Annotated in this window: 14 protein-coding genes; all 14 read left to right on the top strand. The window is 66.2% G+C overall.

What is annotated here, in order from left to right:
- Nucleotides 1-14 precede the first annotated feature (14 nt).
- On the top strand, nucleotides 15-1,436 hold the full coding sequence (locus tag WEA80_01435) for an ATP-binding protein (protein MEX1185237.1): 1,422 nt from the start codon (nucleotides 15-17) through the stop codon (nucleotides 1,434-1,436).
- A 222-nt stretch (nucleotides 1,437-1,658) separates the two neighbouring features.
- Nucleotides 1,659-2,012, top strand: coding sequence for a DUF5676 family membrane protein (locus WEA80_01430; GenBank protein ID MEX1185236.1), 354 nt, complete (start codon nucleotides 1,659-1,661; stop codon nucleotides 2,010-2,012).
- A 26-nt stretch (nucleotides 2,013-2,038) separates the two neighbouring features.
- Complete coding sequence (locus WEA80_01425; protein ID MEX1185235.1) at nucleotides 2,039-2,269, top strand: heavy metal-associated domain-containing protein; 231 nt, start codon at nucleotides 2,039-2,041, stop codon at nucleotides 2,267-2,269.
- Nucleotides 2,270-2,307: 38 nt separating this feature from the next.
- Nucleotides 2,308-2,592: a DUF2933 domain-containing protein gene (locus tag WEA80_01420; protein MEX1185234.1), complete on the top strand. Its 285-nt coding sequence runs from the start codon at nucleotides 2,308-2,310 to the stop codon at nucleotides 2,590-2,592.
- A complete protein-coding gene (locus tag WEA80_01415; protein MEX1185233.1) occupies nucleotides 2,589-3,254 on the top strand; it encodes an isoprenylcysteine carboxylmethyltransferase family protein in 666 nt (221 codons plus the stop codon). The genes WEA80_01420 and WEA80_01415 overlap by 4 nt, the downstream gene beginning before the upstream one ends.
- A complete protein-coding gene (locus tag WEA80_01410) occupies nucleotides 3,251-5,866 on the top strand; it encodes a vitamin K epoxide reductase family protein (protein ID MEX1185232.1) in 2,616 nt (871 codons plus the stop codon). Before WEA80_01415 ends, WEA80_01410 begins: the two co-directional genes overlap by 4 nt.
- 160 nt (nucleotides 5,867-6,026) lie before the next feature.
- Nucleotides 6,027-6,695 (top strand): HAD family hydrolase, encoded by a 669-nt coding sequence (locus tag WEA80_01405; GenBank protein MEX1185231.1) that lies wholly within the window; start codon nucleotides 6,027-6,029, stop codon nucleotides 6,693-6,695.
- Nucleotides 6,692-7,711, top strand: coding sequence for a class I fructose-bisphosphate aldolase (locus WEA80_01400; GenBank protein MEX1185230.1), 1,020 nt, complete (start codon nucleotides 6,692-6,694; stop codon nucleotides 7,709-7,711). Before WEA80_01405 ends, WEA80_01400 begins: the two co-directional genes overlap by 4 nt.
- A complete protein-coding gene (gene pgm, locus WEA80_01395) occupies nucleotides 7,708-9,372 on the top strand; it encodes a phosphoglucomutase (alpha-D-glucose-1,6-bisphosphate-dependent) (protein MEX1185229.1) in 1,665 nt (554 codons plus the stop codon). The genes WEA80_01400 and pgm overlap by 4 nt, the downstream gene beginning before the upstream one ends.
- Nucleotides 9,373-9,526: 154 nt before the next feature.
- On the top strand, nucleotides 9,527-9,862 hold the full coding sequence (locus tag WEA80_01390) for a P-II family nitrogen regulator (GenBank protein ID MEX1185228.1): 336 nt from the start codon (nucleotides 9,527-9,529) through the stop codon (nucleotides 9,860-9,862).
- A 61-nt stretch (nucleotides 9,863-9,923) separates the two neighbouring features.
- A complete protein-coding gene (locus tag WEA80_01385; GenBank protein ID MEX1185227.1) occupies nucleotides 9,924-10,220 on the top strand; it encodes an SHOCT domain-containing protein in 297 nt (98 codons plus the stop codon).
- A gap of 62 nt (nucleotides 10,221-10,282) precedes the next feature.
- Nucleotides 10,283-10,882: a Spy/CpxP family protein refolding chaperone gene (locus tag WEA80_01380; GenBank protein ID MEX1185226.1), complete on the top strand. Its 600-nt coding sequence runs from the start codon at nucleotides 10,283-10,285 to the stop codon at nucleotides 10,880-10,882.
- Between the two features lie 106 nt (nucleotides 10,883-10,988).
- Complete coding sequence (locus tag WEA80_01375; protein MEX1185225.1) at nucleotides 10,989-12,305, top strand: NAD(P)/FAD-dependent oxidoreductase; 1,317 nt, start codon at nucleotides 10,989-10,991, stop codon at nucleotides 12,303-12,305.
- Between the two features lie 225 nt (nucleotides 12,306-12,530).
- Nucleotides 12,531-13,733, top strand: a complete 1,203-nt coding sequence (locus WEA80_01370; protein ID MEX1185224.1) for an acetate/propionate family kinase — start codon at nucleotides 12,531-12,533, stop codon at nucleotides 13,731-13,733.

Below are 13,733 nucleotides of genomic sequence, written 5' to 3'. Positions count from 1 at the left end.
AGCCAAGGCCGAGGATGTCGCTGCGGCTCCGGCTGGCGGTCTGGTACGGCGGGCTCACCGGCCTGCTCATCCTCCTGGTGTGTGCCTACAGCTATGCGGTGCACAGCCGGGCGCACTATGACGAGATGGATGGGTCGCTCGCCGGTTCCGCGCAGCATGTAGCCGAGGAACTGGCCCTCACCTCGACAGCCGCCGCGCGCGGTGAGGTCCTGCATGCGTCACAGCTCCTGGGCTCGGCCATGCGAATCTACGGCCGGGACGGCGTGGTGCGCCTGCAAACCGAGAGCGGAGCCCTGGCTCCCGCGGTGGATCTTCGAGACCTGCTCGCCGCCACCGCGCCCCCGCCGTACGCGGCCATCGCGCGGTTGGCGCCTCCATTACATAGAGACCGCAGGCCCTCTGGCGCGTTCGGGTTGGTTCCGGGCAACGTAAGGTGGCGACTGTACGCCCTGGCGCTCCCGGGCGAGTCCGAATACCTCGTCGCGGTCGCGCGGCTCGGCATGATCGACAGCGCGGTCGGACGGTTCGGGCAGATCATGTTGCTGATGGCCGGCGTCGGGACCGCGCTGGCCTTTTTCCTCGGCTGGCTTCTCGCGGCGCATGCGTTGCGCCCTGTCGGCTTGCTGACGGAAACCGCAGCCGCCATAGCACGCTCACGCGAGTTTTCGCGGCGGGTACCGGCTGAGGCGGTCAAGCCCGCCGGGGACGAGCTTGGGCGGCTTGCGGCGACATTCAACGAGATGCTGGGAAGTCTCGATCAGGCGTATAGAATGCAGCAGCGCTTTGTATCCGACGCGTCGCACGAGCTGCGCGCGCCGCTGACCGCGATCCAGGCGAATTTGGAGCTGCTGCGCGACCGAAGGGACATGCCGGCTGAGGAGCGGGAGTGGGCTACCCGTGAGGCTGCCCTGGAGGCCGGCCGAATGGCGCGTCTGGTGGCCGACCTGCTGGCGCTTGCGCGGGCTGACGCAGGCGTGCCGCTCCGGCGCGAGCCGGTCGAGCTCGACCGGCTGGTCATGGAGGTCATCGGTGAGGCGCGCTTCCTTGCACACGGGCAGCTCCTGGAAATTCGCCAGCTCGAACCGTCAACGATCGAAGGCGACCGGGACCGTCTGAAGCAGCTCTTTCTGATTCTTGTAGATAATTCCATCAAATACACGCCGCCGGGTGGCCGCGTACGGCTGAGCCTGCGTCGCGAGGAGGGCGTGGCCGTGTTCGTCGTGGAGGATACGGGGGCCGGGATTCCGCCCGACGCGTTACCCCACGTCTTCGAGCGCTTCTATCGGGCGGACGCGGCCCGTTCCGGCGACCCGGGCGGCACGGGCCTCGGGCTTCCGATTGCAAGTTGGATCGCCGCCCAGCACGGCGGCTCGGTCGAGATCGAGAGTACTGTAGGTCGGGGCACCACGGCGACCGCTTTTCTGCAGCTCGCATAGCCCTGCCGGGTACCGCCCGCAACCATCCGCGTCGAACCTGCCGCGCACGATCTCACGCGGGATTCAGCCGGCGTTCGGAATCGCGGTGGTTGCAGTCGAACGCACCCGCGGCGCTCCCGCGGCTCCGCGGGAGCCGGTGAAAGCGTAACAAAGCGCGGCCCGGTCGCTTCACGCGGCCCTCAGGTTGGCATCAGCAGGGGCATGCATGGTTAGCGCGAGGCGGTGATTCGCCGCCGCTACTTCTTCACAAGGAGTGTCTTCATGCGATCCGATGCCTCCCCGCTCGATGCGCGCGCTTTCGGGCTCGCGGCGGGCACCGCGGCTGCGGTGCTGTCCGCCGTCTGCGCCGCTGCTATCGCCATCGCGCCAGGCGGAACCATGACGCTGTTCGGTTATCTGTTCCATTCCGACTTAGGCAGTCTCGTGCCCACGCTCACGTGGGGGAGCTTCATCATTAGTGTGGTCGGTTGGGCCCTTATCACCGGGATAACGTTTTTCGGAGCCGCCGCACTCTACAATCGACTCGCCGGGGCCGGGGCCGAAGGCGCGGAGCGATCAGCGCGCGGCTTTGCTTGAGCGAAGCCGAATCGAGGAGCGGCATCATGACGCGCAAGGCCACGACCGTCATGCTTGAGGACGCCGGCCGCGTTGCAGGCTCGACGCAGACGGTCGAAAAGGTCCTTCGTAACGTGCCGGGAGTGCTTCGGGCGTACGCCAATCCGGCCACGGAGGCGGCATACGTCGAGTATGACGCCGAGCGGTGCAAGGAAGCCGACCTCGTCCGCGCACTGGAATCGCTCGGCCTTCGGGCGGTGCTGTCTCCGGGCCGTTAACCAGCGGCGCCAGGCCACCTTTACCAAAGAGGCTTTCAATGCATGGCACCGACACCGGATCCAGAAGCTGGCTGGCGTTCATCGGTCTCAGCCTGATCGCCGCGTTCTTCCTGTTCACGGAGCACCGGGCTCACTTGTTCGGCTGGCTGCCGTTTCTCTTTCTGCTCGCTTGTCCCTTTCTGCACATGTTCGGGCACGGCGGTCACGGAGCTCACGGCAGTCAACAGGAAAACGACAATCGCAGTCCGCCTTCCGGCGTCAGGAATGGCGACCACCAGCATTCGTTTCGCGCAACGCGTGATGATTCGAGGAGCGAGCCATGAGCGCCGATATGCCCGCCTACGGACTTTGGACGCTGGTCGTGCTCAACTCGGCGATCTTCCTGATCTTCGCCTTCAGCTTCACCAAGCCAAAGACGAAGCGTGACTGGCGTTCCTTCAGTGCCTTCTCGGCGTTCATCGTAGCGCTATTCGCCGAGATGTACGGCTTTCCCTTGACCATCTACCTGCTGTCGGGCTGGCTCGGCCGCCGATATCCCGGGCTGGACCTGATGTCCCACGACGCCGGCCATCTGTGGAGCACGATCTTCGGCCTGCCCGGCGGCGCGCACTTGAATCCCCTGCACGTGCTCAGCAACTTGCTGATCGCGGCGGGCTTCCTCCTGCTCGCTGCCGCATGGCGGGTGCTGTATAAGGCACAGCGCGCCGGCCAGCTCGCGACCGACGGCCCATACGCCCGCGTGCGGCACCCGCAGTATGCGGCCTTCGTGGTGATCATGTTCGGGTTTCTGCTGCAGTGGCCCACTCTGGTGACGCTTGTGATGTTCCCCATACTCGTGGCGATGTACGTGCGCCTGGCGCTGCGGGAAGAGGCGGAGGCGCGCCGCACTTTCGGCGAACACTGGGACCGCTACGCCGCGCGGACGCCGCGGTACTTTCCACGCCCGGCCAGCCTGTTCTTTCCGCGACAGCGGGAAGTCTCATGAGCTCAGACAGCGGGATCATCATCGTCACCGGCTCCAACGGAGCGATCGGCACCGCCGTGATGCGGCGGTTCGTGGGGCGCTTCCAGGATGTCATTGGGTTCGACCGCAAGGCGTCCTCGCCTCCACCGCCGGGGTGCGTGGCCGTCCCTGTCGACATCACCTCAGACGAGAGCGTGCGCGATGGACTCCGCGTCATCCGGGACCATCACGGGACACACGTCGCATCGGTCATCCATCTCGCCGCCTACTACGACTTCTTCGGCGAGCCAAGCACGAAGTACGACGAGATCACGGTACGCGGCACGGGCCGCCTGGTACGCGGACTTCGCGAGCTCGACTTTCACGTCGAGCAGTTCGTGTTTTCCAGCACCATGCTCGTACACAAGCCGGCGGAGCCCGGCGAGTTCATCACCGAAGACTGGCCGGTCGAGCCCACCTGGGCATACCCGGAGTCGAAAGTCCGCACCGAACAACTCATTCGCGACGAGCGCGGCGAAATCCCGGCGGTTCTCCTGCGGATCTCGGGCGTATACGACGATCGCTGCAACTCGATCCCGCTGGCCCACCAAATTCAGCGCATCCACGAACGCGACCTCACCGGCCGGTTCTATTCCGGTTCGACCGCGCACGGGCAGGCGTTCATGCACATGGACGACCTTGTGGACGCGATCGAGCGGGTTGTGGACCGCCGAGCCGCACTGCCGCCGGAGCTGGCGCTCCTGCTCGGGGAGCCGGAAGCGCTCAGCTACGATGAGCTGCAGCACAGCATCGCGCGCCTCATCCGCGGATCGAGCAAGGAAACCGTCGCCCTCCCCAGCGTGATGGCGCCCCTCGCGAAAGCGGGCGCGTGGGTGCTGGGCCATGTGCCCGGACAGGAGGGATTCGTCAAGCCGTGGATGATCGACCGCGCGAACGATCATTACGCGCTCGACATCACGCGCGCGCGAACCACACTCGGCTGGGAGCCGAAGCGCTCGCTGCGCCAGACGCTGCCGAAGATGATCGAGGCGCTCAAGGCGGACCCGCCCGGCTGGTACGGCGAGAACGACCTCAAGCTTCCGGGGAAGCTCGAGAAGCGGGCCGGTAAGGTCAGGACACAGGCGGCGGCAGCGCAAGAACCGCCGGCGGAGGCATCATCGGTCGGGCGCGGCCTCGCGTCACCCATCGCGGCGAGCGTCGCAAACTCTGCGGCACCGGATCACGCTGGCCACGCGCCGTCGCACCATCACCATGCGACTGCGACGCCGCCTCGCGCCGCGATGCAACCGCACGCGGCAGCGACGGCAGCTCCTGGTGGCGCGGCGATGACGATGGCGCACGTGAGTGCGCCGGTCTGGCCGCATTTCGCGAACATGTCGCTGGGCTTGTGGCTCATCACCAGCGCGTTCGCGCTCGGCCTGAGCCGCCCGCTCCAGGTGAGCGATGTCGCGAGCGGGGCGCTCGTCATCCTGTTCGCCGCGCTGTCGCTGTCGCACCGCCCGTTCTGGCGGCTCTGGGCGCCGTGGGCGAATTCGCTCGTCGGCCTGTGGCTGCTCTTCGCTCCGCTCGTCTTCTGGGCGCCCACGGCCGCCGGCTACGCCAACGACACGCTCGCCGGCGCGCTGGTCGTCGTGTTCGCCATCCTGGCGCCGGGAATGCCGATGGCACCGGGGATGAGTATGGAGCCGGGCCCGGACGTGCCGTCAGGCTGGTCCTACAACCCGTCGAGCTGGCCGCAGCGGGCACCGATCATCGCGCTTGCCCTCCTCGGGTTCTTCCTCTCGCGGCAGATGGCGTCGTTCCAACTCGAGCACATAGCGACGCTCACCGACCCGTTCTTCGGCCTCGGTACAGAGCGCGTGCTGACGTCGGACGTCTCCCGCGCCTTCCCCATTCCCGACGCCGGGCTCGGCGCCGTCGCGTACATGGTCGAGTTCCTCATGGGATTCATGGGCGATAAGCGGCGGTGGAGGACGATGCCGTGGATGGTGACTTTCTTCGGGATTCTGGTAGTCCCGCTCGGCGTTGTCAGTATCGTGCTCATTATTCTGCAGCCGCTGGCGGTGGGGGCCTGGTGCACGCCATGTCTCATCGCCGCTGTCGCCATGGTGACCATGATCGCGCTGACCCTCGACGAGGTCGTGGCCATGGGTCAGTTCCTCGTGCAGGCACGGCGTGAGGGCCAGCCGTTCTGGCGCGTATTCTGGCTGGGCGGTACGCTGCGCGAGACACCGGAAACAGGTCCCGTTCATCCCGACGTGGTGAGCACCAGGGCCATGGTCTGGGGAGTGGCACTGCCCTGGAACCTGCTCGTGAGCGCGGGCTTGGGCGTATGGCTCATGTTCACGCCATCGATACTTGGAAGCACGGGCACGGCTGCGCACAGCCAACACCTTTTCGGCGCCCTGATCGCGACCGTTGCAGTGATCGCGCTGGCCGACGTGGGCCGCGCGACTCGCTTCGTCAACGTCGTCTTCGGGGCCTGGGTGATCGCGGCCCCGTGGATCCTGAGTGAAGCGACGAGCGCGTCAAGGTGGAGCGATCTGGCCGCGGGGACGCTGGTGATCCTGCTCAGCCTGCCGCGCGGCCCGGTGGGCGAGCGCTACGGCAGCTGGCGGCGGTACATCCGGTGAAGCCCGTGCTCACGCTGCCCGGAGATGTCGAGTGGATGCGATAGCCGGCGACCGCCGTGCAGCACCAGAAGAACGGGCAGAGCATGAAAGCCACGAACGCAACGCCTCACACGGCACAGTTCGGGGTGATCGGCCTCGGCGGCAAGGGCGAGAAGACGTCGTGTTCCTCTTCGACGTGGACAACACGCTCCTCGACAACGACGCGGTCGTGGAGGGCTACCGGGCCCACCTCGTCGGAGAGTACGGCCCCGACGCCGGAGAGCGGTACTGGGCTATCTTCGAGGAGCTCCGCAGCGAGCTCGGTTACGCCGACTACCTGGGCGCCCTCCAGCGGTACCGTCTCGAGCGCCTGCACGACCCCCACCTGCTCCTGGCGTCCTCGTACCTCCTCGACTATCCCTTCGCGGAGCGGCTGTACCCGGGCGCGCTCGACGTGCTCGCCCGATTCGGCCGCCTCGGGCCTACTGTGGTCTTCTCCGACGGCGACGTGGTCTTCCAGCCCCGCAAGATTGAACGCTCCGGCATCCGCCGGGCGGTCGAGAATCGGGTGCTGGTCCATATCCACAAGGAGCGGGAGTTGGAGTGCGTCGAGCGCCTCTACCCGGCAGCCCACTACGTCCTGATCGACGACAAGCTCCGGATTCTGGCCGCCGTGAAGCGGATCTGGGGCTCGCGCGTCACCACCGTCTTCCCCCAACAGGGCCATTACGCCCACGATCCCGAGATTCTGGCCGGCAATCCGCCGGCCGACCTCGCCATCAGCGGCATAGGTGATCTGCTTGATTACGATCTGGCGGCGCTGCTCGACCGGTCAGCTGAACGACCATGAGAGACCTGGAGAGCACCATCGCGTTGCTCATGGCGCCCGGCAAGGGGATCCTGGCTGCCGACGAGAGCCACGGGACGATCTCCCGGCGATTCGAGGCCCTGGGGATCGACCCCAGCGAGGAGAACCGGCGCCGCTACCGGCAGATGTTGTTCACGACGCCAAACCTGCAGGAGTACATCAGCGGCGTGATCCTGTTCGACGAGACCCTGCGGCAAGTCGCCGACAATGGAAAGCGGTTCGTGGAGATCCTGGTCGATGGCGGAATCGTCCCCGGCATCAAGGTCGACCGGGGCGCCAAGCCGTTGGCGGGAGCGCCGGGCGAGCGGGTCACCGAAGGCCTGGATGGCCTGCGTGAGCGGCTGGCGGAGTACCGGATGCTGGGCGCCCGCTTCGCCAAGTGGCGCGCCGTGATCGCAATCGGCGATGGAATACCAAGCACCTACTGCCTCGACGCCAACGCCCATGCACTCGCGCGTTACGCGGCGCTGTGCCAGGAGGCGGGACTGGTCCCGATCGTGGAGCCAGAGGTTCTCATGGACGGGGCGCATTCCCTCGAGCGCGGCTTCGAGGTAACGGAGGAGACGCTCGATCGCGTCTTCATCGCGCTCCGAGCCCACAGAGTCATCCTCGAGCAGATCCTGCTCAAGCCCAACATGGTGCTGCCGGGAGCAAGCTCCACGCAGCAGTCCAGTATTCGAGAAGTCGCGGACGCAACGGTGCGGTGCCTGCGCCGGGCAGTACCCGCGGCGGTGCCGGGCGTGGTCTTCCTCTCCGGCGGGCAGGAGCCGTTGGCCGCTACCGCGCACCTGAATGCCATGAACGCGATGCCAGTGGCCCATCCATGGCCGCTCAGCTTTTCGTTTGCGCGGGCGCTGCAGTCGCCGGCGATGGAAGCTTGGCGGGGGGAACTCAGCAACGTCCCTGCGGGTCAACGGGCGTTCTCCCATCGCGCCCGCTGCAACGCCGCGGCGCGCATGGGACTCTACACACCCGACCACGAGTCGGTCGGCGCATGAGTGCGGGGGAGATCCATCCGCTCGCGGGTAAGCCGGCTCCGGACTCGCTCCTGGTGAACGTCCCGAAGCTCGTGACGGCGTATTACGCGGAGCGCCCGGATCCCGCCGAGGCAGCGCAGCGTGTGGCATTCGGCACCTCCGGGCACCGAGGCTCGTCGCTCCAGGTCGGCTTCAACGAGGCGCACGTACTGGCGATCACCCAAGCGATTTGTCTCTACCGCCGCACGCACGGGATCGAGGGCCCGCTTTTCCTGGGCTGGGACACGCACGCCCTGTCGGACCCCGCCCGGGTGAGCGCGCTCGAAGTGCTCGCGGCCAATGGAGTCGAGACGATGGTGGACGTCCAGGACGACGTCACACCAACGCCGGTGATCTCGCATGCGATCCTCGCGCATAACCGTGGCCGCACTCAGGGACGAGCCGACGGCATCGTGATCAGCCCGTCCCACAACCCGCCTGAATACGGCGGCATCAAGTACAACCCACCCACCGGCGGTCCGGCCGATACTCCCGTCGCCGACTGGATCCAGGACAAAGCCAACGGACTCCTCGAGGACGGGGTGCGGGACGTGGCCCGGATCCCTTGGGAGCGGGCGCGAGGGGCGGCGACCGTCCACCGCGTTGACTACCTGAATTCCTACGTCGGCGATCTCCCGCGCGTGATCGACATGGATGTACTCCAGGGTTCGAGACTCAACGTCGGGATCGATCCACTAGGGGGCGCGAGCCTGCGGTACTGGGACGCGGTCGGCCAGCAATACGGCCTGCAGCTGAGCATCGTGAACCGCGCGGTGGATTCAAGGTTCCGTTTCATGACCGTCGACCGGGACGGCGCGATCCGCATGGACCCGTCGTCGCCTTATGCCATGGCGAGGCTAATCGAGCTCCGCGAGCGGTACGACCTCGCGGTCGCCAACGACCCGGACGCGGACCGCTTCGGGATCGTGACTCGCGGGGGTGGCCTCCTCGACCCCAACCACTACCTGGCGGCGTCGGTCGGGTACCTCTTCCGACACCGGCCGGACTGGAAGAACACCGCGGCGGTGGGCAAGACCGTGGTGACGAGCAGCCTCATCGACCGCGTGGCCGCGCGCCTCGGCCGGCAGCTGCTTGAGGTGCCGGTGGGGTTCAAGTACTTCGTCGATGGCTTGCTCGACGGCTCCCTCGCCGTGGCGGGGGAGGAGAGTGCCGGCGCGTCGTTCCTCCGCCGCGACGGCGCCGTGTGGACCACCGACAAGGACGGCCTCATCATGGGACTCCTCGCCATGGAGATGATGGTTCGGACTGGGCGAGATCCGGCCGAGCAGTACGGTGCCCTGGTGAGCATGCTGGGCGAGCCGTTCTACGCGCGTGTGGACTTCCCGGCTACGACTGAACAAAAGGCCGCGCTGGCGCGGATGCAGCCGGGCGACATCCGGGGCACCGCGCTCGCGGGAGACACGATCCGGGAGGTGCTCACTACTGCGCCCGGAGACCACCGGCCGATCGGCGGCGTCAAGGTCGTCACCGATCACGGCTGGTTTGCCGCGCGGCCGTCCGGGACCGAACCGGTACTCAAGCTCTATGCGGAAAGCTTCAGAGACCGCACGCACCTGCACCGAATTCAGGAAGAAGCCCATGCCATCATCCAGCAAGCCTTCGCGACGGAAGCTTCACGCTGAAGCGCGTCGGCATGCGTTGCAAGAAGGAACCTTCACGTGAGATTCAGGTCCGCTTCACTTGAGCCCCATATCATTCGCTAACCAACGTGTGCGGCTATCGACGACAGAGACAGCATGCTCGAAGGACACCGCAAACAGGAGAAAGGAGAGCTGAATGAAGCTGCTCAGAATCATTTGCCGCGAGGAACGCGTCGATGCGGTCGTCACCGCGTTACGTGCGTTGGGAGCGCCCCGCCTCTTCGTAACGCACGTGCACTCGATCGGCAGTGGGGTCGATGCCGAGAACTATCAGCTCGCGGATGGTGGGCCCTACACCAGGAAAGCCAAAATCGAGGTGGTCTGCCGATCGGAGGATATAGCAGGGCAGATCGCGGCCGTCCGCGAGAAAGCCAATACCGGCCAGCGCGGTGATGGCGTCATCATCATCTCCGACGTCGAGCGCGTCGTGAAGATCCGCACGGGGGAAGAGGACCTCGTAGCTCTGCTATAGGTGGCACGAGGTGGCACGAGGTGGCACGAGGTGGCACGATGACGATGATCAGGAGGGCACGATGATGATCACGCTCCAGCAGGTTGTTGCGACACAGGGCTCATGGCATCGTCAGGGGATGTTCTTCGGAATGCACTGGGTGTGGTGGGGCATTTGGATCGCAACGGCTGTGGTACTGCTCTGGGCGATCTGGCGCATGCATTCCGACCGTGTTGAGGCGCAGCGTGACGCTGTGCGCCGGCTGTCCGCCGAGGAGGTGCTGCGCCACCGATTTGCGAAAGGCGAAATCAGCGAGGAAGAATACGCTGCCAGACTGCGTGTGCTCGCGGAAGACGCACCCGTCGAAACAGCGGAATGAAGCAGTCGCGCGCTTCTTGAAGGGGCGGCGAAGAGATGGTTCACAACAATAGGAGGGATACGATGATCAGCAGAGCGATGACAACGCTGGGACTTGCGCTTCTGGTATCCACGCAGGCTGTCGAGGCGCAGGCAGGCCACCAGCACGATCAGCAGGCGCAGGACTCGACCGGCATGATGGGTCACGGCATGATGATGGGGATGATGGGGGCCGGCGAGATGGAGATGGGCATGACCATGATGAGCGGAGCGCCCTCGCCTGCGGTGATCCTGCGCGCCTCTAATGAGTTGGCGCTCACGGCCGAGCAGATTGCACGCCTCGAAGCAATGCGGACGCAGTCCACCGAAGCAATCCACCCGCACATGCAGCAGGCAATGACCGCACACCAGAGGGCACTGCAAGCGCTCCAGGGCGATTCGCCAGATCTAAGCGCATACGAGTCGGCAGTGAGGGAGGCCGCGAACCACATGGTCCTCATGCACGTAGCGGCAGCCCGGGCCGGCGTTGAAGCGCGCGCGGTTCTGACGACGGATCAGCGTGCCAGGCTCACGCGCACCATGACAATGATGCGCCGCATGATGGGCGGAGGATCGGGTGGCATGATGATGCAGCAAGGCCGCGGGATGCAGTCAGGGGGCATGCGTCCGCAGAACAATCGCTGAACGACCCAGCCAGCGCTCCGGACACAAGGTCCGGCGCGGTCGGTCATTCGCGCCGGTGTGGTAGAGTAAACGGGAGGAGCGACTGAAATACGACGCGGAGATCGGTGTGGTGGGAGCCGGGCCTGCAGGTGCACGCGCCGCAGAGTTGCTTGCGCGCGAGGGCGCCGATGTACTGCTCCTCGACCCGAGGGCGCCATGGGAGAAGCCGTGCGGCGGCGGGCTCACAGCATCCGCTTTCCACGACTTCCCCCAGCTGGTCAGTATCCAGCCGCTTGCCAGGCGCATCGACCGTGTCCGCCTCGAAGCATCTGCCGATGTCTTCCTGGACGTGGCGCTCGACGATCCCCTGTACGTCACCGCGCGGCTCACACTTTCGCGCTGGCAGCTGGAGCGCGCAGTGCGGGCAGGCGCCTCGTTCGAGCAGACCGCTGTGAAGCGAGTGGAGCGCGCCGGCGGCGGCTGGACGCTGCAACTCGCGAGCGGTAGCGCCCGGCGGGTGCGGCGGGTGATCGGGGCGGATGGTGCCGCGAGCACGGTGCGGAAGGCGGTCGCCCCGGGCCTGCGCGTCGAGCTCTCTCCGACACGCGTCATTTTCGCGCACGGTCCGGGAATGACGCCGGATGCGATCGTGATGCGGTTTTTCCGGGCCATCCCGGGCTACGCGTGGAACTTCCCGCGGCCCGATCACCGCTCGATCGGCCTGGGCCTGGAACCGGGCGAGTGGTCACGCTCGCGGCTCGATGCGGATCTCGAGAGCTACTGGAATACCTGGGGCCGCTGCGAGTGCGTACCGGCGGTGCGGGCGGGTGCAGTGATCGGCACGGCATTCCACGCCATGAGAGCATCATATCCGGAAATCGGTGGTTCGGATTTCGCGCTGCTGGGCGACGCGGCAGGCTTCGCGGACCCGGTCACGGGTGAGGGCATTCGTAACGCGCTGCGTTCGGGACAGATGTTGGCGGAGGCTTACGCGCAGGATGGCTCGTTCTCCAACTATCCACGTCTCGCCTTCGCCGCGCTTGAGCCGGAGTTTCGCATCGCGCGCAGGATGCGGCGCGTACTTTACGCCTGGGACCTTCCCGTCCGGTTGATCGAAGCGGCTCGGCGCCACGCGATCCTTCACGCGCTGCTCGCTGCCATAGTGTATGGCGGCAACGAGCATGATCCGCGGCTCTGGAGGAGCTGGTGGCGCGAGCTGCGCCGCGTCCGCGGCCCTTGCGCTGAAGCGGCCGGATCGGTCCGCACCCCAGTGACGCTGGCGTGTCGCCCGGAGCCGGTAACTGCCCACGTCCCGTCGCACAGTACTGCGGCAGATTGTGCATCCTGCGGGTCCGGCTCCGCCAGCGCGGCCACGAGCGGAGAGCGCGACGTGCGTCCGATGCGCTCGTTGAATCCAGTCCCGAGAAGTCTAGCTGAACGATGATCGTGCAGGAGCAGGACCGGATGGCGAGAAGGCGGCCGACACGCAGCAGCTCGAGCAGGAGACGGAATACCGGAGCCTCATGCGGACGTGGTGGTTCGGCGCGACGGGCGACCTGACGCGACGTAAGCTCATCCCCGCGCTCTCCGAGGAGGAGTTCCGCGAAAGCGTGAACACCCTTTCCCAGCAGCAACCACGGACGGGTGGTTTTCTCCCGGGAGTTGGCGCATGAAATCCGGCTTGCCCTGTGTCCTCACGCTGAACGCCGGCTCGTCGAGCATCCGATTCGCGGTGTACGAGGTAGCCGACACCCCGGGGCGGCGGCTCGATGGGAAGATCGATCGCATCGGCGTGAGCGGCACGAATTTGATGGTCAACGATCCGGCCGGAACACCGCAGGTTCCCCGTCGTCTTGCCGCTGCCGATCACCGCACGGCGGTCGGTTTTCTGCTGGACTGGCTCGAGGCGCACCCGGTGTTCGCGTCGGTCAAAGCTGCGGGACACCGAGTAGTGCACGGCATGAAGCATTCGGACCCGGAGCGGGTCACGCCGAAGCTGCTCGCGGAACTGCACCGCATCACGCCGTACGCCCCCGATCACCTGCCGCGCGAGATTGGCCTGATCGAGGCGCTCCGCAAGCGGTATCCAACGCTGCCACAGGTGGTGTGCTTTGACACAGCGTTTCACCGCACAATGCCGCGGGTTGCCAGGCTCCTGCCGATCCCGCGGCGCTATGCTGCGAAGGGCGTCGAGCGCTACGGCTTCCATGGCCTGTCCTACGCCTACTTGATGGAGGAACTCGGTCGCCTCGATTCCGCAGCCACGAAGGGCCGCGTGATCCTCGCGCATCTCGGCAATGGCGCCAGCCTGGCCGCCGTGCGGCACGGCAAGAGTATCGATACCAGCATGGGCTTCACACCCACAGCGGGATTGGTGATGAGCACTCGCTCCGGAGATCTGGATCCCGGCCTGATCTACTACCTCGCGCGCACGGAACGCATGACGGCGGCGCGCTTTCAGCAGATGGTAAACCAGGAATCCGGTCTGCTCGGCGTATCGGCGATCAGTGCCGACCTGCGAGACTTGCTGGCCCGGGAGGCCGCGGACGCGCGGGCGGCTGAGGCCGTGGCGCTGTTCTGTTATCAGGTCAGAAAGTGGATCGGCGCCTTCGCTGCTACGCTCGGAGGAGTGGACACGGTCGTTTTCGCCGGAGGCATCGGCGAAAACGCACCGGTGATCCGGAAGCGGATCTGCGACGGACTCGAGTTTCTCGGCATCGTGCTAGACTCGAAGCGCAATGCCAGGAATGCGCCGTTGATTTCACGCGACGGCGGTCGGGTCAACGTGCGGGTCATCCGCACCGACGAGGAGCTCATGATCGCCAGGTCGGCAAGCCAAGTCCTCAATCTCGCCTCATTAAGGGACGTGTAG

The sequence above is a fragment of the Gemmatimonadaceae bacterium genome (assembly GCA_040882285.1).
In the GTDB taxonomy this organism is placed as follows: Bacteria; Gemmatimonadota; Gemmatimonadetes; order Gemmatimonadales; family Gemmatimonadaceae; genus JACDCY01.
The sequence above is the reverse complement of the archived record's forward strand: the minus strand, read 5'-3'. Positions and strand labels throughout refer to the sequence as shown.